We start from the raw sequence: 24,313 nt of genomic DNA on the forward strand, positions 1-24,313 counted from the left end.
TTCGGCGCGTTCCGCGCTTTCCCTGGTTTAGCAGTTGTGTTTCCGCCTCGTCCTGGAGGACTTTATCGGATCTCGCTTTGTTGTCCAATTCGGCGAATTCTCGCTCTTATCGGATAAAGACGATATCCACGCCGACACAGCACAAGAAAATCAAACTGCGGTTCGTCACGGTCTTGGTGCCTGATCCGAAGACCTGACTGAGACTCTGAACCGAGCTGAAGCTCGAGAATGTTGGCGGCCGACTCAGGGGCCGGAAACCCGCTCGAAGACTCGAACTTGCTTCCCGCCGCACCCCGGCGACCAGATGAACATTACGCCTCAGTGACGCGCTTGCCAAATCGAGGAACGCCCCAGGGAAGGCAGTCACCTTCCCTGGGGCGTTCTCGCAGGTCAGAGGCTACTTGAAGCGCACGCCGGCGAACTTCTTCTTGCCCCTGCGCAGGACGACCCAGCCGTCACCGAGCAACTCTTTTTCGCCGAGCGCCCCCTCGGCGTCCTCGACGCGGACGTTGTTGACGTACGCCCCGCCCTCGGAGATCGTCCGGCGGGCCTCCCCCTTGGAGGAGACGAGGCCGGCGGCGATGAAGAGGTCGACGTACGTCGGCAGCTCCTCGCCACGCTCCAGCTCGACGGCCCCGGCCTCCGTGATCGCGGCGGCCAGCGTCGTACTGCTCAGGGTGGCCAGGTCGCCACCGCCGAAGAGCGCGGCTGCGGCCTGCTTGGCCTGCTCGGTCTCTCCTGCCCCGTGGACGAGAGTCGTCATGTGATCGGCGAGTGCCTTCTGGGCCACCCGCAGGAACGGCTTCTCCGCGTGCTGCGCCTCCAGGGTCTCGATCTCCTCGTGGGACAGGAAGGTGAAGACACGGAGCATCTCCCCCACCTTGGCGTCCTCGACGTTGAGCCAGAACTGATGGAAGGCGTAGGGCGACATCATCGTCGGGTCGAGCCAGAGGGCGCCGCCCTCGGTCTTGCCGTACTTGGTGCCGTCAGCCTTCGTGATCAGCGGCGTGGTGAAGGCGTGGACGGTCTCGCCGGTGACCCGGCGGACCAGCTCGACACCGCCGGTGATGTTGCCCCACTGGTCCGAGCCGCCGAACTGCAGGCTGACCCCGTGCGTACGGAAGAGGTTCAGGTAGTCCATCGACTGCAGGAGGATGTAGGAGAACTCGGTGTAGGAGATCCCGTCCTCGAGACGCTTCTTCACCGTGTCACGGGCGAGCATCCGGTTGACCGGGAAGTGCTTGCCGATGTCGCGGAGGAAGTCGATCACCGACAACGACGCCGTCCAGTCGGCGTTGTTGACCATCGTCGCAGCGGTCTCGCCCTCGAAGGAGACGAACCGCTCGATCTGGCTGCGCACCCTCCCGACCCATTCCTTGACGGTCTCGGGCGAGTTGAGGGTGCGCTCGCCCGAGTCGCGCGGGTCACCGATCATGCCGGTGGCGCCGCCGACCAGTACATAGGGCGTGTGGCCGGACCGCTGCAGGCGCATCGCCATGGTGATCTGGAGAAGGTTGCCCATGTGCAGGCTCGGCGCGGTGGGGTCGAACCCGATATAGAACTTCACACTCCCGCCGGCGAGCGCTTCTCGGAGCGCGTCGCGGTCCGTCGAGTCGGCGATGAGGCCTCGCCACTCGAGGTCGTCGAGGAGTGTGGGATCGATGGACACGTGGTGCCTTTCTCAGATCGTTCTCAGATGGTGTTTCCGGGGCCCGGAACGGGCTGTCCCGGAAGCAAGGGTAGTAGGCGATACCCCCTAGAGTTGACCACTGGCGTTCGCGACGAGATTTGAGGGGACCTGGGTGATCGCAGGGAGGTACCGGCTCGAGAGGGAGCTCGGCCGGGGAGCGATGGGAGCCGTCTGGCTCGCCACCGACGAAGTTCTGGGGCGTTCGGTCGCACTCAAGCAGCTGATCGCACTCGACGGCGTATCGGATGCCGCCGTCGAACGAGAGGCGCAGCTCGCCGCGCGACTTGTCCACCCGAACGTCGTCGCCGTCTTCGACCTGGTGCGCGACGACGACAAGCCCTGGCTGGTGATGGAGTACGTCGAGGGGAAGACCCTCGCTCACATGGTTCGCGACGACGGCCCGCTGCCCGTCGAGGACGCCGCGAGGCTGATCGGTCAGATCGCCTCGGCCCTGCGTTCGGCACATGCCGCCGGCATCGTCCACCGGGACGTGAAGCCCGCCAACATCGTGGTCGGCCGTGCCGAGCGCGCCAAACTGACCGACTTCGGGATCGCGCGCGGCGTCGACTCCCAGACGACACAGACCGGGCAGGTCACCGGCTCGCCGGCGTACCTGGCTCCGGAGATCGCCACCGGTGGGCGGGCCAACCCGGCCAGCGACATGTGGTCGCTGGGGGCCACGCTCTTCCAGGCACTGACGGGTGAGCCTCCCTACGGGATCGGCGACAACGCGCTGGCGACGCTGTATCGGGTGGTGCACGAGGACCCGCCGCGTACGCCGCTGGCCGGTCGGCTCGCTCCGCTGCTGGAGCACACGATGGCCTACGACCCCGCCGAGCGGTGGTCGGCCGAGGACGTCGTGGACTTCCTGGCAGGGCGGCTGGCGGACGAGAAGCTGGAGCCGGTGGCGCTGCGTACGCAGACGCTCGCCGCGGTCGCGGCTCCGGCTCCGGCCGCGGCCGCGCCTTCGGGACTGGCACAGTCGACGAGCACCCCGACCCGGCGTCGCTGGTGGCCGATCGCGCTCGTCGCCGCTGCCGCGTTGGTGCTGGCGGTCGGCGGAGCGCTGTGGGCCAACCGCGGCGAGGAGCCGAGCGCGAAGCCGAAGCCGGTCGCCTCCGGATCGCCGCTGTCGGAGTCGACCGACGAGGCCACCGACGACGCGGACGACGCGGAGTCGGAGGAGGCCTCCGAGGAGCCGTCACCCAGCGAGACGGCCAGCGAGTCTGCGAGCGAGAGCCCCTCGGCCAGCGAGACCGCCGGCCCGACCGCCGGGGGGATCGACGCCTTCATCCGCAGCTATCTCGCCACCGCGCCCGCGAACCCCGACAGTGCCTTTGGCTCGATGCTGACTCCCGCGTTCCAAGCGAGCAGCGGCGGGATCGAGGGCTACCGCGATTGGTGGGGCAGCGTCGCGAGCACCAGCGTCGTCTCTGTCTCCCCCAGCGTCGACCCGCTCAAGGTGACCTACACCTACAAATACTCGATGAAGGACGGCCGCCAGGACGGCGGCACGGTGACATTGGGGCTCGTCTACGCCGACGGGAAGTACCTCATCGACAGAGAGGGCTGAGCCCGAGCGTCTCACAGGAGCTTGCCCAACGGACCCAGGTCGATGTTGAGATCCTCCGGGGTGAGTCCGAAGTGATCGCGCAGCTCGGTCATCTTCTCGTCCAGCAGCATCAGGGTCTGACCCAGCCGTTCGATGTCCTCTTCGCTCAGGCCTCCCGCATCCATGCGGCGGATCGCCTGGCGCTCCATCAGCTGCCGGAGGAGTTCGACGAGGGTGAGCACGAGCTGTACGAGCCCCTTCTCGACGGATTCCGGATCCGCATCTATGCGTCTGCTCAAGGCGGAGGGTAGGTCGGTCTCCCCATCCAGGTCCAGGGGCCATGGATCTGCCTTGTCGGGCCGCGTCACGGGCTCTCCTCCTGACAGAAGCTGAACGGTGGCCACGGGCCGGTGACCGTCACTCCGGGCCGGCTCTCGCCCCAGTCTCGGATGGCTGCCCGGGCAGCCTCCACGTGCTCGTCTGGAAGCAGGACCGACAGTCGAGCCTCCTGCGGACGGATCGCTGTGAGCTTCGTGATCTCGGAGGCGTAGGGAGCGAGCAACGCGCGCAGCTCCGCGGCCTCGGCATCATGCTGTTTCAGCTCCTTCGCGCGCCGGCGGAGATAGTCCGACCCCGTCTGCTCGTCCTTGACACGTTCGGGGACACGTTCGGGCAGGGGGAGGTGGACGATGCACTCGCTGCATCCGGTGACGGCGGCGATCCGGTCGGTCCACTCGCTCTCGCGCTCCGCAACCAGCTGGTCCAGCTCATCGCTGTCGCTCACGACCGTCCCGAAGCGCATCGGCAGCACGGGGACGTACGACCACAGCTGGTGGAGCGCTCGCCCGAACCCGAGCAGCTCGTGCATCGACCGCTCGGGTGGCTGGGTTCTCGGTTCGACGAAGACAGTGAGCCCGCGGGAGCGGTGTGCTTGCAGCGGGGTGTCGACCGTTTCGTCTGCACTGTCCGTGGCTGCCACGGCGTAGAGAAGCATCATGGTTGCCTCCCGGAACCGGGTAGCGAAACCTTGTGGGCCGGGGCGAGAACCAGGCGCAGGCCCACATAGACGAGGTCGACCCCGGCGAGCGAGAGGACGATGTCGCCACCCACCACGACACCGCCGTCAATCAGGCGGTCGACGAGGTCGATGAGCGCGGTGTCGTCGGGGACCGGGGAGTGCTCGAGCGTCACGGCGCCGTCCTGGTCAGGTCGTCGCCGTTCTGGTCCGCCGCACCGACGAAACTGTACGGCGGCCACGGACCGGTGACCTCGAGCCGCATGCCGGCGGTCGCGACCTGCTGGTGGTGATGCTCCTCGGCGACCTGGAGGAAGCCCTGCTCCTCCTGGCGGGGTACGAGGTAGGCGCTGTTGAGCAGCATCGGCTCTTCTCGGCCGGTCACCGCGCTGTCCAACGGCGCCCTGACCACGCTCGCGGTCGCCTCGCGAACCAACGCCTCATGGGTGTCCATCACGAGGAGCTCGCGCTGTCGTCGTACCTCGTCCCGGGCACTCTGTTGGGACCGGCGCCGTTCGAGGTATTCGCGCCCGCTGCGGGGTGCGGTCGCCTCGGGCGTGGGTGGAGGCGAGGTCGGGAAGACCTGAAGGGACCACTCGACGTGTCCGGCCAGGAACCGCCAGGCGCGTTCGAGGTCCCGGCGACTCGAGTCCAAGGCATCGACCAGCACCTCATCGCTCGGGTAGATGCCGGGCAGCTGCAGTGGCAGCACGTCACCGTGCTCGACCAGGTGCTGGAGCACCTCGTGGTGGGCAGCGGCGACGGGCGTGAGCCAACGGGTGTCCTCGCCGTGCTCCGCCCAGGCGGCCTCGCCGAAGGACGCGGCCGCCAGATCACTGACGACCACCTCGAGGCGGTGGAACGGGATGGTGCGAATGTCCGCGTTCGCGATCCCGTGGTCAGGCATGGGCCGGGGCTCGTCACCCTGGATGAGTCCGTACGCATGAACGACAAAGGTCGCGTCATCGACGTTCACGTCTCGTCTCATCTTCCACGATCTCGCTCTGCCCGCCGACGCTGCGCTCGAGCGCCTCGAGCCGCCGACGGAGGTCGAGCTCCTCGTCCTGCTTCTGCTGATCCTCGAGGTTGCTGACGAACGGGTCGCCCTCCCACCAGTTGATACCCATCTCGCGGGCCTTGTCGACGGAGGCCACCATGAGTCGCACCTTGATGGTGAGCAGCTCGATGTCGAGCAGCCGAACCTGGATGTCACCGACGATGACGATGCCCTTGTCGAGGACACGCTCGAGCACGTCGGCGAGGCTCTCGGGTGAGGACTGGGGCCGGTTGCTCACGAACATCGGTGAGCGCTGAGTCTCGGTCATCGCTCCTCCACTTGGGCTCGGACGTAGCGGTGGACACGGCGATAGCCCGTGATCTCGCCGTCCGGATCGACGGTCACCTCGTAGGAGGCAAGGACATCGGTCGTCTCCGGGACTCGTTCCAACTCGAGGATGTCCGCGTTGACGACCCAGCCGTCGTCGTCGCGACGGATTGCCGTCACGCCCTCGGCGGGACATCCCACGAGCGCCTCGAGCTCTTCGAGCACGTGCTCGGCGATCGAGGACAGGGTGGGTCTGCTGCGCTCATTCATGCCAGCCTCCGGCCATCAGCCGCTGCACGAGAACCTCCTCGAGATCGGCGGCCTCCTCCTCGGTCAACAGGCCGGCCTCCCGGCGGGCGTCGACATCCTCGAGCGCGGCTTGGATCGTGGCCGGGTCGAAGTATTGGCTCTCGGCCTCGTCGCGAATCTGTTCTGCCACCCAGACCACGCCGCGTACGGGCGCGATGGGCAGAGTCAGCAGCTGCGTGATCAGGCCCATGAGAGTTCTCCCGACGAGGCAGCGTCGAGAAACGCGTACGGCGGTTGCGGGCCGACATAGCGAAGCGACGCCAGCGGCGCCAGGTCATCGCGCAGCGTGGTGACCGTGGCGTCGAGCTCGCTCTGCCGGTCGCGCTCGACCAGCAGGAACACCTCGGCGGCCTGCAGCGCTCCGCGGACCTCGCCGAGAGAGACGGCACGGGCGGTCGGGGCGATCCGGTCGACGACGCCGTCGCCGACCTCGGCCCGCAGCGCTTCGAGCGCGGCCGCGATGGCCTCGCCCAGGCGTACCTCCGCCGAGTGCCGGTCCTGCGGGGCGGCTCGCTGTACGTGGTCGCGCAGCGCGACGAGATCGGGGTCCCGCCGCAGCACCTCTTTGAGCGCTTCCTGCTCGATCAGGTCGACCGCGACGGTGAGCTGCAGCAGGCCCTCGAACCGTTCCAGGAGCGGGCGGATCTCGTCACCGCGGCTCTCGATCAGCTCGTGGCGCACGGTGTCGTCGTCCGGCATCTCGACGCCGAACTGCATGGGCAGCACCGTCCCGAGGGTGGCCACCGCCTCGAGCGTATGAGCGTGTGCCATCAGGTCCTCGCGCAGCACGCGCGAGTCGTCGTCCACATCGCTGACGAGCACCCGAAGGCCGCCGCCGTCGACGTGGCGCAGCGGACGTTTCGCCCGCCCCGTCCGGTCCGTGGGGATCGTGATCGAGGTGTCCGTGACTCCGTAGACGTGGACAGGCACGGTCAGTCCTCCTTCTCCTTGGTCTGCCTTGACGTGCTCTTCCGAGTGCGTCGAGCCGGCTGCTTGCGACCCTGACCTTCGTGCTCGTCGTCGTCCTTGTCGGCGTCCTTGTCGGAGTCCTCATCGTCGCTGCCGAGAATGCTCCCGAGCTTCTCCTTGGCTCCTTCGATCGCGCCGGATGTCTTCCCCTTGGCCCCGGACTCGGTCACCCCCTCGATCAGCTCCGGGATGCCGTGCGTCTGGGTGTCGGTGAGGTCCAGCCGATTCACCGCCTCGGCGAAGCGTAGGTAGGTGTCGACGCTGGCGATCACGATGCGTGCGTCGATCGTCAGCAGCTCGATGCCGACGAGCGAGACGCGCACGTAGATGTCGATCACCAGACCCTTGTCGAGGATCGTGTCGATGACGTCGGCGAGACTGCTCGGCGCCGGGCGGTCGAGATACCGGTTCTGCTGGGTGATGGTCATGACTCAGTCGCTTTCTGCCGGAGTGCCGGCGGGCACGGGTTGCTCGGCCCGCTTCAGTACGTGCCTGCGGATGTAGGCCCGGTTGGCGCCGAGCGACCTCGCCAGGCCCGATTTCCCGCACCCGACGAAGTAGCCGATGCACCAGTCGAGCTGCTGCAAGGCGTCCTCGGTGGCCGTCCGATAGCGATCGACCTCCACCATGAGCTCCTCGACGTCGCGCTCGAGCTCCTGGACACGGCGTTCGTCGTTCTCGGCCATGGTCAGGATGCCTTCGTGGAGGAGCGTGAGGACGTACGCCTGCTCGTGCTCTGCTTGCTGGCGCTCTGCTTGCTCGGGCTCCGCTTGCTCGTGGTCTTTTTGGCAGCGGTCTTCTTGGCAGCGGTCTTCTTGGCTGTCGGCTTCTTGGCCGCCGGCTTCTTGGCTGCGGTCTTGGCGGTGGTCCTCTTCGCCTGCGGCTTGTCACCGGACGACCCGTTCCCGGAAGACCTGTTGTTGGAAGACCCGTTGCCCGGCTTGCTGCCCGACGACGACTTCTCCGAGCTGTTCTTCTGCCCGTTCTCCGAGCCCCCGCCGGAACCGTCGTCCACGACCTCCTTGTCGTGGATCTCGCCCGTCCACCCTTCGATCTCGTCGCGGTGGAGAAGCGTATGGCTGGCCACATGGCGCCGGAAGTGCTTCAGCTCCAGGCGTACTCGGCGCCCCTGGGCCCGCCAGAGGTTTCCGGTGTGCTCGAAGAGGCCCTTCGGGTAGTACTCGAGCGAGACGAGAATCCGGGTCAGGTTCGGCGCGAGCTCGTGGAAGGTGACGGCGCCGTCGACGTGTCCCTTCTCGCTCTCGCTCTTCCACACGATGTGCTCGTTCGGGACCTGGTCGAGGATGGTGGCCTTCCACGTGCGGTGGGACCAGAACACCTGGGCCTGCCAGGTGACGACCTCGTCCTCCTCCTGCGTGACGTTCTCGACCTTCTTCATGAACGACGGGAAGTCCTCGAACTGGGTCCACTGCTCGTAGGCGACGTCCCGACTGACGGGTACGTCGACCGTCTCGACGATGTTGGTCACCTTGAGCTTCTTGCCGGTGGGCTGTTCGCTCTTGTTGAGACCGCCCGAGACCTTGTCAACGGTGTCCTTGACCTGAGTCGCCGTTTCCTTGACCTGGGCGGTGGTGTTCTTCACCTTGCCGACCGGAGCCGTGACTTTGTCGACGGCCGCCTTCGCCCCCGCCTTCACGGTCTTCTTCGTGGGGACACCGTCGGCGAAGCCGGTCAGTCGGTCAGTGAGCCCCTCGACGCCGCTGCCCAGCTTGCTCAGGCTCCGCTTCCCGAAGGCGCGGCTGAGGCCCAGGGCCTCCTTACGCAGCCGATCGACGGGGAGCTGCGACAGAAGGCCCGAGTCCTCCGTGTCGGCTGCCGCTTTCTTGTGAGTCTGTTCCGTCATGACTCAGGCACCTCCTGTCGGCGCACCTGCGCGCCGGCGACGGGAGCTCCGCGCGCGCCGGCGCGGCTTCTCCTCTTCGTCGTCCTCGTCCTGCTGGTCCGCCTCGTCCTCGGGCTCGTCTTCGTACTCGTCCTCGGGCTCTTCCTCAGCCTCTTCGTCGTCCTCGTCCTCGGGCTCCTCCTCAGCCTCGTCCTCAGGCTCTTCCTCGTACTCGTCCTCAGGCTCCTCACCCTCGGCCTCGTCTTCGGCTTCGTACTCGTCCTCGGGCTCCTCGTCCTCCGGAACCTCGTCGGTGTCCTCGTCGGTGTCCTGGTCGGCGTCCTCATCGGACGACGACGCGCTCCAGAGCGTGCTCCGCTCGTGCAACCGATCGCTGAGCTTGTCGATCTGGCCCGCGGCCACGGCGACCGCGGCCGCCTTACCAGCCGTGACGAGCTTTCCGCTGACCTGCTGTCCGAGCTTCTGTACGTCCGGCGAGCCGCCAAGGCTCTGAGTACCGATCTTCAGCAGCTCGAGGCTGCGGTCGCGAACGGCGCTGTTGCTGAGCGCCGACCCGACGATCACGGCGAGTCGAAGCTTTTTGAATCGCCCGAGCACGTACCCCGCCGCGACAGCGGTGCCCACGCGTGTGGTGACAGACATGTTGGTGCTCCCTCCTCGGGCGGCCCTCCAACCGCCCACGTACCCCCGGAGGTACCCGTCGCGCCACGCGACATACCTTGCATGTCTGAATTCGTGCCACCCACCGGGGCAGAGCGCTGGATAGTCTCCGGGCATGGACGTCAGCGCGGGACAGCAGGAAGACCTGCCGGAGTCGGTGGTGATCGAGCTGCGCCGCACCGCTGCCGACCTGCTGGGGCATGTGGCGTCGTACGCCGATGACATGCTCGCCTATATCCTCGAGCGGATCCCGGAGGCGAGCGCTGATGAGGAGCTTCGTGGTCTGACGCTGGGGTCGTGCTCGTCCAACCTCGAAGCCGCGCTGTCGATGGTGCGGCACGGTATCGACGTGAGCGCGGCCTCCGCGCCGGTCACCGCGCTCGAGCATGCGCGCGCGATGGCCGGACGCGGCTACAGCGTCGATGTGATGCTGCGCTTCTACCGGATCGGCCATGCCTACTTCAGCGAACGGATCCTCACCGGGATCAACGACTCGATGCCGGACCCGGCCCTCGCCCTGGCGGTGGTGGCACACCTGCAGCACTACGCCTTCGCCTACGTCGACCGCATCTCCAGCGAGGTCGCCGCCGAGTACGTAGCAGAGCTCGACCGGATCCAGACCCAGGCGCGCGCTGCGCGGACAGATGCGGTCCGCACCCTGATCGCCGGTGGACGGATCGACCTGCGCCGCGCGGAGCGCACCTTGTCCCACCGGCTCACCGGATGGCAGACGGGCTTCGTCTGCTGGACCGACAGCGACGACGTCGATCTGGCGCGGGTGGGTGAGACCGTGGGGGCCCACTTCGGCTCACCCCATCCCCTGCTCGTCCCGGACGGCGCTCGGGCACTGTGGGGCTGGGTCTCCACGACAGGTGCTCCTGACGTCGCACCGACGGACCTCAAGCCTTTGGCCGGGAAGATCCCGGACACGGTCCGGGCCACGCTCGGCACGCCGGCCCAGGGTGCCGCCGGCTTCCGGGACTCTCATGTCCAGGCGCAGCGCGGCCGGCGGATCATCGAGCTCGCAGGTCGCGGTGCAGCAGTCACGCCGTACGCGGAGCTGGCGCTGGTGGACACGATGAGCGGCGACCTCGACCTGACCCGCGCCTTCGTCGCGACCGAGCTCGGTGGACTGGCGGTCACCGGGCGCCGCGAGGAGGAAGAGCGGCGGGCGTTGCTCGCGGTGCTCGACGCACAGGGTGGCCTGGCGGCCGCGGCCGACGAGCTCGGCGTACACCGCAACACGGTGCTGCAGCGTGTTCGCCGGGCCGAGGAACGACGCGGGCTTCCCGCGAACGAGCGGGTTGCCGAGCTGCATGCCGCGTTGCGTCTGGTGGGTGTGCTGGGTCCGCTCGTGCTCGCACCGGAGCCTGACCGGGCCTGACCGGGATGTGACCCGGATGTGCTGGGCGCACATCGACATGGGCTCGGCACCTCTCGCGGGGTGCTGCTCGCGGTTCGTACGTTTCGAGCATGTCAACTACGACGGAGCAACCCGCAGCCACCCGCCATGCGCTCCCCGACCCGGGCGAGAAGGTCCCGACGATCTCCTGGCCCATCGTGGGCATCTTCTCCGGCGCGATCGCGGTCTTCGCGGTCTCGACCTGGGCGGCGCTGGCCGAACGGCTTCCCGTCCCGGTGACGGTCCTGCTCAGTGCAGCGGCGATCTTCGTGCTGTTCACCGTGCTGCACGACGCCGCGCATTACTCGATCAGCACCCACCGCTGGGTCAACGTGGCCTTCGGCCGGGTCGCGATGCTCTTCGTCTCGCCGCTGATCTCGTTCAGGTCGTTCGCGTTCATCCACATCGAGCACCACCGCAACACCAACGACGACGACAACGACCCCGACCACTTCGTCAGCGGCGCTCCGTGGTGGCAGGTTCCGTTCCGGTTCCCGCTGATGGACGTGCCGTACCTGTCCTTCCTGGTGCGCAATGTTCGGCGGCGTCCGCGGGCGGAGGTGCTCGAGACGGTCTTCCTGATGAGCACGACGATCGCCGTGATCGTCGCCGCGGGCTTCACCGGACATCTGTGGACGCTGGCGCTCCTGTATCTGATCCCCGAGCGGCTCGCGATGTTCGTGCTGGCCTGGTGGTTCGACTGGTTGCCGCACCACGACCTCGAGGACACCCAGCAGGAGAACCGCTACCGCGCCACCCGTAACCGGGTCGGCTCCGAATGGGTCCTGACTCCCCTGCTCCTCTCGCAGAACTACCACCTCGTCCACCACCTGCATCCCTCGATCCCGTTCTACCGCTACGTCGCGGCCTGGCGCCGCAACGAAGAGGCCTACCTCGAGCGGGATGCGGCGATCGGCACCGTCTTCGGCCATCAGCTCGACGCGGAGGAGTACCGCGAGTGGAAGACGCTGAACGGCAAGATGGCCCGGCTCCTCCCGGTGCGGATGCCGAGGCGATCCTCGGCTCGCGCCGCAGAGTTCCACCAGGTCCCGGTCGCCGGCGTCGACCGGCTGACCCACGACAGCGTGCTGATCCGCTTCGACCTGCCTGACGAGCTGCGCGAGAAGTTCTCCTTCGAACCCGGTCAGCACGTCACCGTCCGCACCGACCTCGGTGGCGAGGGCGTACGTCGCAACTACTCCATCTGCTCCTCGGCCACCTCCGACACCCTGGCGATCGCCGTCAAGCACATCCCGGGCGGGGCCTTCTCCACCTTCGCGATGGAACAGCTGGAGGCCGGGGACACTCTCGAGCTGATGACTCCGACCGGGTCGTTCGGGACCGCGGTCGACCCGCTCGCCGCCAGGAGCTATGTGGCGATCGCCGCCGGCAGCGGAATCACCCCGGTCCTCTCGATCCTGCAGACGACGCTTGCCGTCGAGACCGAGAGCCGCTTCACCCTGATCTACGGCAACCAGGACGCGGACAGCACGATGTTCCGCGACGAGCTCGATGACCTCGAGGCGCGATACGCCGACCGGCTCCGGATCATCCACGTACGCTCCCGCGACCCTCGGCACCCGGCCCATCTGCGCGGTCGGATCGACCGGGCCAAGGTCGATCGGTGGCTCGGGGCGCACCTGGCCGCGGCCTCGGTGGACGAGTGGTTCCTGTGCGGACCGGTCGAGATGGTCGCCGACCTACACGACCTGCTTCTCGAACGCGGCGCCGAGGCGGACCGGGTCCACGTCGAGCTCTTCCACGGCTTTCAGAAGCCCCGGGTCGCCGACGGCTTCGCCCCGGCCACCGTCACCGTCGGCCTGCGCGGCCGACAGCACGAGGTCTCGTTGGCTGCCGGCGACACCGTTCTCGAGGCCGCATTGAAGGCAGGGCTCGAGGCGCCGTACGCCTGCCTCGGCGGAGCCTGCGGCACCTGCAAGGCCAAGGTGACGCTGGGGTCGGTCGCGATGGAGCAGAACTTCGCCCTGTCCTCTGCCGAGGTCGAGACCGGACATGTGCTCACCTGCCAGTCCCGCCCGACCACGCCGATGGTCGCCGTCGACTACGACGACTGAGCCATGGGCGGATGTCGAGCGGGAAGGTCTCGATCATCGCCGAGTGACCGATCCCCCGTACGCGCCCGCTAGGATCTGCGCGGGCCGTTAGCTCAGTCGGTTAGAGCAGAGGACTCATAATGCCGAACGGGCCATCTCTCACACGTCGCGGCACGACGCGGGTTTCAACAGCATGAATGGCATTTGTCCAGGTCAGATAGCGATTGATTCTGTCAAGATCGCACAAAGGTTCGACAACCCTCCCCACGGGTCTACGTACTATTCACGTCTCCGTGTCCGTCCTGTCGCTGCGCCCCAACCGTTCGTCCGCTCGAAGCCAACTGATCCCCGACATCTGCATGTCCGCCAGTGCTTCAAACTCGGCCACTCCGCCCGCCGGGCCCTGGGTATCCAAAGAGAGCAGGACCCGCTCGGCCTGACAGCACCCTTCGTTCGACCGCGCAGGTTTGCGCTGCGGTGTGAACTCAAACAGTGCTTGCGGAACGTGTTGACCTGCGCAACGATCATCAATTGTGATTGACGGTAGCAACCCGGTCTCCGACCGACTCCGATACGGGCAACTGCCATCCTGGCTGGATTCCAGGGAGGAACGGAAGATTCGCAAGTTGCGTCTTTCCGCGGCACGCCTCACCCGTGAGGAACTTCAAGATGGTGTTCTTGACACAGGCCACGGGGTCTCATTGGAGACGCGAAGGGCGGTCGCCACGTCGCTGACAAACTTCTACACAGCAGAAATGTCAATTCGGGGACTTTCGCTGGCATCTACGCAAAGGCTTCTATACGCCCAGTTCGTCTTGGTCGCCGTCGTCATACTGGCGCTCTTCAGCAGACTCCCGGCACCCTTTCCCGAGATGTGGAAACTCGAAGTTGCCGGTTGTTTTGCAGTCGTCGGTCCTCTATTTTTGGGCACCTTGTTAATTGCTGCAACAAACGTTGTCGGAAAATTTGCGGCCATTCCGTACCGCATCGTGATTCTATCGGGAATTCTTTGCCTTGCGATTACGGCGTTCGGAATCCTTAAATACGATTCATGGAACGCGGCATTAGCAGTAGCTATGGGTGCCACCGCTGGGTTGGCAACATGGATGGTCGCTGTGGCGGCCCGAAGGATCACCGGCTGGATTCTGTTTGATAGACCGGAGAAGAATTGGTTGAGGACCTACCCGATCACGTCGGTGGTCGTTTCGATCGGTTACGCGCTTGACGCGATTCTGACCGCATGGGATATCCAGAGTCGCTGTCTGGCGATGGAATACCTCGAAGATGCGGCATCGGAGCTGGCGGAGGTGGTCCCACAACATCTTGGCCTATCAGAAGAGATGGACGCAGTAGCCACTCGTCGGTTCAACATGGCCGCCGCTCATCTCGTAAGTATTCGAGGTCAGATCGCGACACCCAAAGCTGACACGCGTGCGCAAGTCACGTCTGACCTAGACGATTTGATAGGGATTATCGCGCGCGGCGACTTCGATGAGCTCCCACTCACAGACGACGAGTACCGCAAGGAATCCGGCAATCAGAGGTCTTGGGGCTCGAGACTGCTCCGCACATTTGTTGCAGTTGCGCCTCTCCTGTTCTTGCTCGTCATCCAATGGGTGGGAGTCGACCTAGGCGTCGCCGCCGGCTACCTAGTTCTCGTTAGTGTTCTATGGGTTGCCGCTGGACTGCTGACAACCTGGCGGCCGGGATGGTCATCTGAGTTGGCGGACTCCGTCGCTGTCGCACGGGACATTAGGGGAAAATAGAAGGCGCCATTCACAATAAGGGCGCCCAGGCTGTCCAGCGCGCGAGCCGGCCTCAGAAGCTCGTTGCCACTTCACCGTCAGGTGGCCGAGCTGGAACGTACGAGCGGAGCGCACCAGGAAGTGGTTCGACGACGATCAGGCGGTGTCCTACGTGCGGCGATCTACCGTGCGTCCCCGCGACTCAACGCCCCCAGGAGAAGAACGAGGATTGGACGTGCTGGCGCCAGCCGTGGCTGGGCCCGTTTAGGACTTCTTTTTTTCGTGGGCAACCTTCAAGAAACGCACTTGCCCCGCACTCACCACAAAGTATTTGTAATAGTCTTCTCGAACTGGACGACTCTTCTTCCCGCCGCGTTGGACTGTAAGCCCAGGGCCTTTAAATGAGATATCGCGATCATTTCCACAATCCTCGATCGTGAAGTAGTGAACATATCCCCAGACGCGTGTTCCGTCCAGAAGTTCAGCGAGTACCCAAGAAGCTTTGTCCTCTGGCTTGTCCGCCTTCAAAGCCTGATACCAGACGCTAGTCTTCGCGATGGGCGCCTTGCTCGCCGTCGAGCGTTTGCCAAGGATCCAAGCGGCTAAGGCTGCAAGGCCGACAGCAATGCCGACCTCTAAACCAACAGACTTAGCGACCAGCCAGAGATTGTTTGAAGCGTAAACACTTCCATCAGATACCCACTTAGGCAGGTCAACGAACCACGATGGGCGAATCCTACTAAAAGCGCCAAGTATAAGGACGGACGTGGTCGTAAAGATCAGACTCGAGGTGGCAACTACGCTCACTTCACGAAACGCGCTCTGTTCGGATGATGGACGCGATCTTTCAGATACGACCTGAAACATCAATCCAGGCGCCACCAACGCTAGTAGCGCATAGAAGGTTGCAAGGCTTTCCGGGATCATGGCTCTACGGTGTCACCTTCCCGGGATTTTCGCCGTCGTCTCCGCGCCCAGCATCTCTCGTTTCAAGGTTCTTATTCGCCGCCTCTCGGGCTGCTTTTTCCGCCGCTTCGCGAGCGTTGCGAGCGGCTTGCTCTGCGCGGCGCGCAGCTGCTTCAGCCCGCTCAGCGTCCGACTCTCCAGCCATGACTTCCTCCATGAGATAGCAGTAATGAGCGACTCAGATTTGGCACTTCCACAAGAGATCGGGACCTAGTCCTCATCGTAGCCAAGCGACCAGGCTCCAGCTCCCTGGGTCATATCAGGCCTGCTTTTCTGCGCTCCGTTCTGGAATTCTGGGAAATTCGCACGTGTGATACGCGCGTTACGGTGCCTTGTACCTCGAATTGGGGATCTGCTAGCACTTGACACTTCGGCGAGACTTCGCGGAACGATCTTGAAAGTAGAGAACGGGGTCTTACTATCGTTCGACGACCGTCCGACGGGAGCACCTAGCTCAGTCAGTACGGAGTTCATGTTCGCGACGACTGGTAAGTCATTCGAGAGATCTTCCTGCGGGGATTCAAGACCGCAAGACGTTTGTTCGCGCGTAGCTCGCTCAGTGGCATGAGCCGCGGCGTACCGTTCCGTAATGAGCCTTGTGTAGTGGCGTCCAGGCCGCCGCGTACGCTGCAGCGAGTGACCACGTGGTTCTGCGACTGCCGCACGGTCATGACGAGGCCGGACCTCGACGAGCTTGAGGCCGTGCTCGCTGCCGCAGCAGTTCTAGTGCACGCAGACCGGCGCGTCCGGCGAGTTGCAACCGACTCTGCCTCGCTACCAGGGGTCCGCTTCACATTCGAGCTCGACGCCGACAGCGAGAGCCAAGCAACTGGCCAGGACAGCCGCGGTCGTAACCGCCGCCGTCGCCGGAAGCCACCTCGAGCTCGCGCCGCGAACCCTGAGCCGCCCGAGCAGGTTCGGGAGGCGATCGCGTGGATCTCCAAGCGGGTCCGGCTCGTCGAGGACCTCGCTGACACAGCGACGACTCGCCAGGTGCTGCTGGCGATCTCGCTAAAGCTTGACGGTCGGCCGGCGGCCGCCAAGAACACCGACCGCAAGCGCGCAGCCCTGTCCAGTGCGATCGGCTACGCCGTGGAGCTCGGGCATCTCGACTCCAACCCGCTCCAGCGAGTCAAGGTCAAGCGAGCCCGCGACGTCGAGGAGCTCGACACACGTGTCGTCGTCAACCACCGCCAGGCGAAGCGGATCCTCGCGGCAGTCCGAGCCTCCGAGCCCGAGCTAGAGGCGTTCATCGGGTGCATCTACTACGGCGCGATGCGTCCGGCCGAGGTGCGCGACCTGCACCGCCAAGACCTCACGCTGCCGGAGGCCGGCTGGGGCGAAGCGCTACTCGCCGGCTCCTACCAGGACCCGGGCAAGGGCTGGACCGACGACGGTGAACTCGGCGAAGAGCGTGGCCTGAAGCACCGCGCGCGGAAGTCCACCCGGCCGGTCCCCCTTCCTCCTCCGCTTGTGGAGATGCTGCGCCGGCACCTGGATACGTACGAGACTGGGCCGGACGGCCGGCTATTCGTCACACGTGTGGGCAAGTGGGGCCACACACTGCCCAAGTCGCTCTCGCGACCGGTTCCACTCTCCGCTGTCGGCCGGGTGATGAAGAACGCTCGCACCGAGGCGTTCACCGAGGACGAGCAGAAGTCGCCGCTGGCGCGCCGGGCCTACGACCTCCGGCACGCCGCCGTCTCGACCTGGCTCGCAGCAGGCACCCCACCGCCCCTCGTGGCCAAGTGGGCGGGCCACAGCGTGTCGGTCCTTCTGACGGTGTACGCCCACGCCGTCGACGGCCAAGAGGAGGCAGCGCGCACGCGAATCGAGCAGGCGCTCGCTGATGACGACGAAGCCGCGTAGTGCGTGCGTAGTGTCCGCGTCGTGCCGCTAGGATCTGCCCGGGCCGTTAGCTCAGTTGGTTAGAGCAGGGAACTCATAATTCTCCAGTCGCGGGTTCAAGTCCCGCACGGCCTACTCAATTGCCGGTTTGCGTCTGCGCTTCGGCCGACACCTGCCTGCCGTCCGGGGCACAGCCGCACCTGTGCATTCCACGCTCGCCGCCGCGGAGCGGTGTGCCCACACGTCCTGACCAGAGCGCCAGCGGTGGTAGGCCCCGCATCACGCTCTGTTGCTCTGCCTAGCAAGAGGCACTCATATACAAGTCCCAACTGCCAATCGCTCTAGCCGCAGGACTGTGTCCGTGGATCAAACAACCGTCGGACTCCATGGCGCAGCAATCGGTGCTGGACGCGCGATCATCGCGATGATTAGTACGAGCATGGCAACGAGCCTCTCTGCCGTTGAGCGAAAGAGGGACCGGTTGCCGTCAGCCATGAAGTGACGCCCAGATCGGACGGCGCCAATCGAACCTCTGGGCCGCTGCGTCACTGCGGATCCCGCCCATCAATTCTAGGTACTTTCAGCGCGGGATTTGCCGGAACGCTTCGGATCGACCAGAAGCAAGACGATGTCTCGCTAACGTCCACGACCATGACAACGAAGGGCCCGCCACCGCCGCGGATCGGAGGGCAATCCGCCCACAGCGCTCAGACCTCCACATCTGAATCCAGTCGCAAACGATGGCTCATCGGAACTGGGGTTGTGCTCTTTGTTGGTGTGCTGGGCGCCGCTGCGACGGTGGTTGCTCCGTATCTCGATCCGAGTGGAAGCGGTGGCGCTGCACCCAGCGGGAGCAGCGAGTCCTCAGCGACAGCCGATCCCACGGTTACCCGATCCCCACAGGAAACTCCGTCAGACGGCGCAAGTTCCACGACGGCAGTCCCTACCGCCGGGTCTGGGTGGGTCTACCTCAACGAGCACGAGTACGCCGCGGCCAACGTTGGGTGGCTCGAGGACGATGTGGTGTCCTCAATGCGCGGCGAAACGTACGTAAAGTCCATCACCTTCGGCCAGACGTTTGGCGAGGCAAACTGGATTGACTACAACCTCGGGTTGAAATGTCAACGTTTCGAGGTCACAGTCGGCGTCGATGACACCGCGCCGCCCAAGTCTGGGGCTAGGGTCGCCGTATGGACTGACGACGTTGAGCATGTGATCGGGCAGACCGCACTTGGCAAGCCACTTACCGCCAAGCTCGACGTCACGGGCGTCCTCCGCCTTCGCCTTGAAGCCGTCTCTACGGTCGGGGATACGAACGCAGAGTACGGAGGCGACATCGTCTGGGGATCACCACGCAGCTGGTGCACGTCCTGAGTGTCCTTTATCGCCGCGCGCAACGCCGTAGCGCGCGTCAGGTGAGTGACAGTTCGGTGCGGAAACGCCGGAGTGCATGGCCACAAGGACGGGTGATGCATGGATTCGGCAGCATGACTCACGTACGGATGACGTCCAGGGATCAGTTACGACCTGCAAAGTTCGAGGTCAGTGGGGCGTTGCCAGAGGACTCATAATCCTTGGGTCGCGGGTTCGAGCCCCGCACGGCCTACGCGAACTGTCCGGGCTGCCAACGGCCGGACCGGTGGTTGTCGGCGCCTAGCCGATCGTGAAGGTGGCGCCGGGGTCGGCGTGGTCGACCGGCCCGTCGAACCGGGTCGCCGCCCGTGCCACCGCCAGTTTCGGGGTCAGGGACCGGCCGACGTGCGTGACGATCAGGCGACCCGCTCGGGCTGCGGTCGCGGTGTCGCCTGCGTCCTCCGGGGTGTGGTGCACCTGATCGCCGTCGGTGGGTGCCTGCGTGTTCTCGGCCTCGCACAGCAGTACGTCGCAGTCCTCGGCCAGCTCGGTGAGGCTCTGGCAGGGAGCGGTGTCGCCGGAGTAGACCAACGATCGGCCGGCCGTCTCGATGCGTACGGCGAAAGCTGGGACGTCGTGAACCACCGCCCGAGTGGTCAGCTCGAGAGAGCCGACGGTGGCTTGATGTCCATCGCTCAGCTCCGTGACCGCGAACGCGGACTCGATCGGGCTGCGGGCGGATGTGTTGGTGAGGAATCCCGCCAGCCGCTCGGCGATGCCGGGAGGTCCGTAGAGGGGAACGGGAGCGGTCAGCCGGAGGTCCGCGTACAGGGCGCCGTAGTAGGCCGTGAGCAGGTCCGCGCTGTGATCAGCGTGTAGGTGAGAGATCCAGATGGCGTCGAGCTCGTCGAGCCGTACGTACTGCTGGAGAGGGCCGAGCGTGCCGCTGCCGGCATCCACCCAGATCCGCGAGCCGCCGCCGGACACCAGATAGCCCGAGCACGGGTTGTCCACACTCGGGTAGGGCGTCGCAGATCCGAGGACCCGGAGGCGAAGAGGCTCGTCAGGCACGGCGAGATGTAGTTACCAGCGGTCGGTGCGCTGGACCTCGTGCATGAGCTCGATCTTGCGGAAACCGAACTGCCTGTTGATGCGCTGCATCACGTCGTTGGACGGGTCGGTCCAGGTGTGGATGCTGGTGCGTTCGGGGTGGTCGCGCTGGACGGCGGCGAGGGTGGCGACCTTGAGGGCGAGGCCGAGCTTGTGGCCGCGGTGGGCGGTCTTGACGAAGGTGTCGTCCTGGATGGCCTCGTCGCTGCCGTGGGCCAGGAAGATGACCGAGTAGCCGACGAGCTCGCCGGTGAGGATCTCGCGGGCGGCGGCGGTGATGCGGTCGTAGGAGCGGGCGGTGCTCTTCTCGGCCGAGCGGATGCGGTCGGCGGTGTGGGCGACCATGTCCTGCTCGGTCTTGCCCGGCATCTCCTTGCCCATCTGGTTGCGCAGGCCGACGAACTGGGCGAGCAGGTCCTCGGGGGTCCGGTCCTCCCACATCAGGAGCTCGTAGCCGAGCACGTTGAAGGGCTTGTGTGGCAGCGGGAGGTCGGCGGCGAGGTGGTCCTCACGGCGTACGGACTTGAAGCCGAGCGCCCGAGCGAAGGCCAGGGACGACTTAGGGGGGATGGTCACCTCGGCGGTCGTCAGGGTTCGGCCGCTGGTGCGGCGTACGTCATCGGCGGCTCTCCACAGCTCGGTGCCGACCCCGCGCCAGCGGTGCACGGGGAGGACGTGGATGCCCAGCTCGACGACGTGGCTCCGCTCCTCCTCGGGGAGGTCGAGCTCAGCGATGCCGATCGTCTCGCCCTGCTCCTTCGCGGCGAGGAGTACGCGGCGGCCGTGGTCGTGCGGGGTGCGCACGGAGTTTGCGAGCGCCTCGAAGGTGCGATGCGACGCGTAGGGTCGATCGAAGGCCATCGATGCCGCCTCCACGGCGTACCAAGCCTTCAGAGCGGTGTCATCGTGGACGTCGACGGGGGCGATCACAGACACGGGCACTATCTAACCGTGTCGGGCAAGGTCGTGGGAACTGAGGTCCCCCAGCAAGCGTTGACACGTCATCTGTTTCGGAGCTGGAGGGCCGGTGCGGCCAGTCGAGCGCATCGCGGGCCACCGCACTCATCGGTGAGGTCGACGGTGGCGATGACGTGCTGACCGGTCCGGCCGGACGCCACCAGTGGGACGAGGTCGTCGAGCATCAATTTGGCGCGACGGAACATCGTGAACCCGTCGCCGCCCACGTCACCCCAAGTCAGATAGACGAACCTGGCTCCACGTCTGCCCTGCACCGCGTCGCCGCGGAAGTCGAGACCCGCGTCGACATCGAGGAGCTCGATCTCGATCTTCCAGACCGCGCTCTCACTGTCGCCGGGCACCAGGTCGACCGGGTGCTTTCCCCGCTGGATGCCGACATGGACGTTGTGGCACGGACCGTCGTCGAGATGCCAGGTCCGGCCCGGAAGGTTGTGGCCACGGATCTCGAGCAGCACCGTGTCATCATCCCGCTGCCGTTCGCCCATATCCCCGCCGCTCAGTCGTCTCAGAGCGGGCCGGGCTCGGTCTCGGGGTCGTCGGGGTCGGGGTCCGGAGGACCGGGCGTCTTGGTCGGCGTCGGAGTAGGCGTCGGGGTCGGCGTCGGGGTGGGTGTCGGCGTGGGCGTCGGCGTCGGCTCCTGGGACGGCGGCGGCGTGTTCGACGGCTCCGGCTCCTCGGTCGGCTCGGGATCCGGGCTCGGCGGGACGTACGGCGCGTGGCCGGACTCCGGGGCGTCACCGTCGAGCCCGGCCGGCGGCGGGAACTCCTCGTAGTCGAGCTCGTCGGTCAACTGTCCCATGATCTCGACCCAGGTGTCGGCCGGGTAGTCGGCGCCGAAGAAGGTGTCGAGCCAGCCGTCGAGGGCGCCGCTGCCCTGTCCGCGACTGTAGGCGACAGCGGTGGAGAGCTGCGGGGTGTAGCCGACGAACCAAGCCGAGGAGACCTCGTCCTCGGCGTTGGTCGCGGTGCCGGTCTTGCCCGCGGCCGGCTGGACCACGGCACTGGCGGCCTGGCCGGTGCCGCTGGAGACGACCTGCTGGAGGGCGTACGAGGTGTCGGCTGCGACGTCCTCGTCCATGGCCCGCTTCCCGCCAGCGGAGTCGTCGTGCTCGTAGATGACGGTGCCGTCGGCATCAACGACCTTGGAGACGACGTAGACGTCGTTGTGCACTCCACCGTTCGCGATCGTGGCGTAGGAGTTGGCCATGTTGATCGGGCTGATGGTGGCTTTCCCCAGGGTCATCAGGAAGTCGTTGGGCTCCATGTCCGCACCGGACTTCATCGGGATGCCCGGGTAGGCGGGGTCGCTGCGGTCGCCGCGCGGGATGCCGGAGCGTACGGCCATGTCGTAGACGTCCTTGCTGCCGTTGGGCAGCGAGTCGGACATCTCGACGAAGGCGGTGTTGATCGAGTCTTCCATCGCCTGGAGGCTGCTGACGTTGGAGCCGTAGCTGTGGCCGTTCGGGTCGGCGGCGCTCTGGCCGGAGTTGCGTACGTTCACCCCGCCGGGGAACTCCATCGGCGAGTTGCCATTCCAGGTGTCCTTGAGGGAGTAGCCCGACTTCAGGGCCGCGGCGAGGGTGAACGGCTTCATCGTCGACCCGGCCATCGTGGCGCTGCTCGCGGCCCAGTTGATCTGGGACTCCAGGTAGTCCTGGCCACCGTAGAAGCCGCGCAGGGCGCCGGTCTTGACGTCGACCGTCGCCGCACCGACGTGGAGCTCGTCCTTCACATCGCCCTCGATGTACGCCTTCTTGTCGTCCGGACGTACGTCGTTGACCGCCTGCTCCGCAGTCCGCATCGTCTTCTTGGTCAGCGTGGTGGTGATGCGGAGCCCGCCGCCGTTGATCTCGTCCTCGGTGACCAGAGGGTTGCCCTGCTCGTCCTCGAGCTTGAGGAGCTCGTCGCGGACAAGCTTGAGCGCGTGACCCTTCTGCCCGCCGTAGCGGCTGTCGGAGCGCGGCTTCTTGAACTTCGGCAGCGACTCCTTGGCCTTCTCCCCCTCGGCGGCGTCGACCATCTCCATCTTGACCATCGAGTTGATGACGTAGCGGTAGCGGCCCTCGAGCTCGGCGACCGCCTCCTCGCCGTTGCTCGGGTCGAGGTCGTTGGGGTCGTTGAGGATCGCGGCGAGCGCGGCAGCCTCCTGGAGGGTGAGCTCCGCGGCCGGCTTGTCGAAGTAGGCGTTCGATGCCGCCTCGATGCCGTAGGCGCCACGGCCGAAGTAGATGGTGTTGAGGTAGCCAGCGAGGATGTCCTCCTTGGACTTCTGCCGGCTGATCTTCAGCGAGATGACCGCTTCCTTCACCTTGCGGGTGTAAGTGCGCTCCTGGGTGAGGTAGAGGTTCTTGACGTACTGCTGGGTGATCGTCGAGGCGCCGGACTGGGCGCCTCCGGTGTTGTTGTTGACCACCGCGCGCATGATGCCCTTGATGTCGATGCCGCTGTTGGTCCAGAACGTACGGTCCTCCGCGGCGACCGCGGCGTCCTTCATCAACTGCGGGATCTCGTCATAGGGCAGCGAGTCGCGGTCCTGCGAGTCGGCGATGTAGCGCCCGAGCTCGTCCTTGCCGCCGCGGTAGTAGACGAAGGAGGTCTCCTTCTCGTAGGCGGCGTTGGCGCTGGGGATCGGGATGGCGTTGTAGGCCACGATCACACCCAGGGCGCCGATCAGCGCGCCCACCAGAATCACGATGAAGAAGGCCTTCAAGACCTTCCTTCCACGCTTCTTCTTCGGCGTCGGCGTGGGTATGTAAGGCGGATTGCCCTGCCAGCTCAAGATGTCCCCTCCCGCGGTCACAAACGTCCCTAGAGTACGGCGGGCTCCCACGCCCTTCGCGATCCTCGGACCCGTGTTTGCGGCGTCTCAGCGGCGTCTCAGCGAGGTCTCAGGGACCTCCAAGCGTACGAACGGGCCTCCGACCTGGGCCGGCGATGCCGTGTCTGCCCAGGTCAGAGGCCCGTTTCCGGAACACTCAGACCAGGAAGTAGAAGGTGCTGTAGTGGTCGGGAGTGAAGTAGACGTCACCCGTTGTGGTGTCGACCACGAGCCGGTAGGACTGGCGCTGCGCACCGCATTCGCGCGGGGTCACGTCGAACTCGAGGTAGGAGTGGCCCGAGGGCAGCTCGCCCTCGTAGTTGTTGTAGGTGCCACCGGAGAAGTTGCAGGTGCCGGTCGGCGGCCAGTCGTGCCAGCCACGGTTGGACGGGTAGCCCAGCGAGGCCCAGACCTCGTTGGAGTCGAGGGCCTCGGCGCAGCCCTTGTGGGTGCAGCTCTCGATCCAGTCGGCCTGGGCGGCAGGAGCGAGCGCGACGCTCCCACCGAGCAGGCTGGTGGTGGCGACGAGACCTGCGAGGAGCAGCTTGATCATCGTGAGCACGGAGCGGTTCTTCCCGGACATGAATCCTCCAGTGTGTGCGTTACGGACGGTTGGTAATTCTGCTACCTGGCGCGTCCGGATGGGGGCTCCGAAG

25 protein-coding genes and 2 tRNA genes are annotated in these 24,313 nt (G+C 65.9%); 8 read left to right on the forward strand and 19 right to left on the reverse strand.

Translation table 11 applies throughout. From position 1 onward, the window contains the following. Positions 1 to 397 precede the first annotated feature (397 nt). Positions 398 to 1,669 carry a tyrosine--tRNA ligase gene (gene tyrS, locus ABZU72_RS26480; protein WP_355021761.1) on the reverse strand — a complete coding sequence of 424 codons (1,272 nt, stop codon included), beginning with the start codon at positions 1,667 to 1,669 and terminating at the stop codon, positions 398 to 400. A gap of 133 nt (positions 1,670 to 1,802) precedes the next feature. On the opposite strand from tyrS, the gene ABZU72_RS26485 reads away from it, so the two are divergent. Beyond that, positions 1,803 to 3,263, forward strand: coding sequence for a serine/threonine-protein kinase (locus ABZU72_RS26485; protein ID WP_355021762.1), 1,461 nt, complete (start codon positions 1,803 to 1,805; stop codon positions 3,261 to 3,263). A gap of 11 nt (positions 3,264 to 3,274) precedes the next feature. Here the strand turns inward: ABZU72_RS26485 and ABZU72_RS26490 are convergent, their stop codons facing one another. From ABZU72_RS26490 to ABZU72_RS26545, 12 genes are all read right to left on the reverse strand, one after another. Next, positions 3,275 to 3,541, reverse strand: coding sequence for a gas vesicle protein K (locus ABZU72_RS26490; RefSeq protein WP_355021763.1), 267 nt, complete (start codon positions 3,539 to 3,541; stop codon positions 3,275 to 3,277). A 65-nt stretch (positions 3,542 to 3,606) separates the two neighbouring features. After that, on the reverse strand, positions 3,607 to 4,239 hold the full coding sequence (locus ABZU72_RS26495) for a GvpL/GvpF family gas vesicle protein (RefSeq protein ID WP_355021764.1): 633 nt from the start codon (positions 4,237 to 4,239) through the stop codon (positions 3,607 to 3,609). Next, entirely contained in the window at positions 4,236 to 4,433 is a 198-nt protein-coding gene (gene gvpJ, locus ABZU72_RS26500) for a gas vesicle protein GvpJ (RefSeq protein WP_355021765.1), read from the reverse strand. Before gvpJ (ABZU72_RS26500) ends, ABZU72_RS26495 begins: the two co-directional genes overlap by 4 nt. Beyond that, positions 4,430 to 5,233 carry a GvpL/GvpF family gas vesicle protein gene (locus ABZU72_RS26505; protein ID WP_355021766.1) on the reverse strand — a complete coding sequence of 268 codons (804 nt, stop codon included), beginning with the start codon at positions 5,231 to 5,233 and terminating at the stop codon, positions 4,430 to 4,432. Before ABZU72_RS26505 ends, gvpJ (ABZU72_RS26500) begins: the two co-directional genes overlap by 4 nt. After that, positions 5,220 to 5,582 carry a gas vesicle protein gene (locus ABZU72_RS26510; protein WP_355021767.1) on the reverse strand — a complete coding sequence of 121 codons (363 nt, stop codon included), beginning with the start codon at positions 5,580 to 5,582 and terminating at the stop codon, positions 5,220 to 5,222. The genes ABZU72_RS26505 and ABZU72_RS26510 overlap by 14 nt, the downstream gene beginning before the upstream one ends. Continuing rightward, positions 5,579 to 5,851 carry a gas vesicle protein gene (locus ABZU72_RS26515; RefSeq protein ID WP_355021768.1) on the reverse strand — a complete coding sequence of 91 codons (273 nt, stop codon included), beginning with the start codon at positions 5,849 to 5,851 and terminating at the stop codon, positions 5,579 to 5,581. The genes ABZU72_RS26510 and ABZU72_RS26515 overlap by 4 nt, the downstream gene beginning before the upstream one ends. Further along, the gene (locus ABZU72_RS26520) at positions 5,844 to 6,080 is read right to left on the reverse strand and encodes a gas vesicle protein GvpG (protein ID WP_355021769.1); all 237 of its coding nucleotides are present in this window, start codon (positions 6,078 to 6,080) and stop codon (positions 5,844 to 5,846) included. Before ABZU72_RS26520 ends, ABZU72_RS26515 begins: the two co-directional genes overlap by 8 nt. Beyond that, the gene (locus ABZU72_RS26525; RefSeq protein WP_355021770.1) at positions 6,071 to 6,820 is read right to left on the reverse strand and encodes a GvpL/GvpF family gas vesicle protein; all 750 of its coding nucleotides are present in this window, start codon (positions 6,818 to 6,820) and stop codon (positions 6,071 to 6,073) included. Before ABZU72_RS26525 ends, ABZU72_RS26520 begins: the two co-directional genes overlap by 10 nt. Positions 6,821 to 6,822: 2 nt before the next feature. Then, on the reverse strand, positions 6,823 to 7,287 hold the full coding sequence (gene gvpJ / locus ABZU72_RS26530; RefSeq protein WP_355021771.1) for a gas vesicle protein GvpJ: 465 nt from the start codon (positions 7,285 to 7,287) through the stop codon (positions 6,823 to 6,825). A 3-nt stretch (positions 7,288 to 7,290) separates the two neighbouring features. Beyond that, positions 7,291 to 7,545, reverse strand: a complete 255-nt coding sequence (locus tag ABZU72_RS26535; protein ID WP_355021772.1) for a hypothetical protein — start codon at positions 7,543 to 7,545, stop codon at positions 7,291 to 7,293. 2 nt (positions 7,546 to 7,547) lie between these two features. Next, positions 7,548 to 8,723, reverse strand: coding sequence for an SRPBCC family protein (locus ABZU72_RS26540; RefSeq protein WP_355021773.1), 1,176 nt, complete (start codon positions 8,721 to 8,723; stop codon positions 7,548 to 7,550). 3 nt (positions 8,724 to 8,726) lie between these two features. After that, positions 8,727 to 9,365, reverse strand: coding sequence for a hypothetical protein (locus ABZU72_RS26545; protein ID WP_355021774.1), 639 nt, complete (start codon positions 9,363 to 9,365; stop codon positions 8,727 to 8,729). Positions 9,366 to 9,498: 133 nt separating this feature from the next. Between ABZU72_RS26545 and ABZU72_RS26550 the strand changes: the two genes are divergently transcribed. The 3 genes from ABZU72_RS26550 to ABZU72_RS26560 all read left to right on the forward strand — a co-directional run bounded on the left by ABZU72_RS26550 (position 9,499) and on the right by ABZU72_RS26560 (position 14,605). Then, entirely contained in the window at positions 9,499 to 10,767 is a 1,269-nt protein-coding gene (locus tag ABZU72_RS26550; protein WP_355021775.1) for a helix-turn-helix domain-containing protein, read from the forward strand. Between the two features lie 89 nt (positions 10,768 to 10,856). Continuing rightward, the gene (locus tag ABZU72_RS26555) at positions 10,857 to 12,860 is read left to right on the forward strand and encodes a fatty acid desaturase (RefSeq protein ID WP_355021776.1); all 2,004 of its coding nucleotides are present in this window, start codon (positions 10,857 to 10,859) and stop codon (positions 12,858 to 12,860) included. A 512-nt stretch (positions 12,861 to 13,372) separates the two neighbouring features. Then, positions 13,373 to 14,605: a hypothetical protein gene (locus tag ABZU72_RS26560; RefSeq protein ID WP_355021777.1), complete on the forward strand. Its 1,233-nt coding sequence runs from the start codon at positions 13,373 to 13,375 to the stop codon at positions 14,603 to 14,605. Positions 14,606 to 14,848: 243 nt separating this feature from the next. On the opposite strand, the gene ABZU72_RS26565 is transcribed toward ABZU72_RS26560, so the two are convergent. Then, a complete protein-coding gene (locus ABZU72_RS26565) occupies positions 14,849 to 15,511 on the reverse strand; it encodes a DUF6338 family protein (protein WP_355021778.1) in 663 nt (220 codons plus the stop codon). 675 nt (positions 15,512 to 16,186) lie between these two features. Between ABZU72_RS26565 and ABZU72_RS26570 the strand changes: the two genes are divergently transcribed. From ABZU72_RS26570 to ABZU72_RS26585, 4 genes are all read left to right on the forward strand, one after another. After that, positions 16,187 to 17,419 (forward strand): tyrosine-type recombinase/integrase, encoded by a 1,233-nt coding sequence (locus tag ABZU72_RS26570; RefSeq protein ID WP_355021779.1) that lies wholly within the window; start codon positions 16,187 to 16,189, stop codon positions 17,417 to 17,419. 40 nt (positions 17,420 to 17,459) lie between these two features. Continuing rightward, positions 17,460 to 17,533: transfer RNA gene (locus tag ABZU72_RS26575), tRNA-Ile, on the forward strand. Between the two features lie 897 nt (positions 17,534 to 18,430). Continuing rightward, on the forward strand, positions 18,431 to 18,772 hold the full coding sequence (locus ABZU72_RS26580) for an NPCBM/NEW2 domain-containing protein (RefSeq protein WP_355021791.1): 342 nt from the start codon (positions 18,431 to 18,433) through the stop codon (positions 18,770 to 18,772). Between the two features lie 165 nt (positions 18,773 to 18,937). Continuing rightward, positions 18,938 to 19,001, forward strand: a tRNA-Met gene (locus ABZU72_RS26585). 50 nt (positions 19,002 to 19,051) lie between these two features. Here ABZU72_RS26585 and ABZU72_RS26590 read toward each other — a convergent pair. The 5 genes from ABZU72_RS26590 to ABZU72_RS26610 all read right to left on the reverse strand — a co-directional run bounded on the left by ABZU72_RS26590 (position 19,052) and on the right by ABZU72_RS26610 (position 24,240). After that, positions 19,052 to 19,822 (reverse strand): MBL fold metallo-hydrolase, encoded by a 771-nt coding sequence (locus ABZU72_RS26590; protein ID WP_355021780.1) that lies wholly within the window; start codon positions 19,820 to 19,822, stop codon positions 19,052 to 19,054. Positions 19,823 to 19,834: 12 nt separating this feature from the next. Further along, complete coding sequence (locus ABZU72_RS26595) at positions 19,835 to 20,797, reverse strand: GNAT family N-acetyltransferase (RefSeq protein ID WP_355021781.1); 963 nt, start codon at positions 20,795 to 20,797, stop codon at positions 19,835 to 19,837. Positions 20,798 to 20,862: 65 nt separating this feature from the next. Next, a complete protein-coding gene (locus ABZU72_RS26600; RefSeq protein WP_355021782.1) occupies positions 20,863 to 21,294 on the reverse strand; it encodes a DUF5990 family protein in 432 nt (143 codons plus the stop codon). A 50-nt stretch (positions 21,295 to 21,344) separates the two neighbouring features. After that, a complete protein-coding gene (locus ABZU72_RS26605; protein WP_355021783.1) occupies positions 21,345 to 23,549 on the reverse strand; it encodes a transglycosylase domain-containing protein in 2,205 nt (734 codons plus the stop codon). A 265-nt stretch (positions 23,550 to 23,814) separates the two neighbouring features. Then, positions 23,815 to 24,240, reverse strand: a complete 426-nt coding sequence (locus ABZU72_RS26610; protein ID WP_160028510.1) for a ribonuclease domain-containing protein — start codon at positions 24,238 to 24,240, stop codon at positions 23,815 to 23,817. Between the last annotated feature and the right edge of the window lie 73 nt (positions 24,241 to 24,313).

It is taken from the genome of Nocardioides sp. NPDC004968, assembly GCF_040608935.1.
GTDB lineage: Bacteria > Actinomycetota > Actinomycetes > Propionibacteriales > Nocardioidaceae > Nocardioides.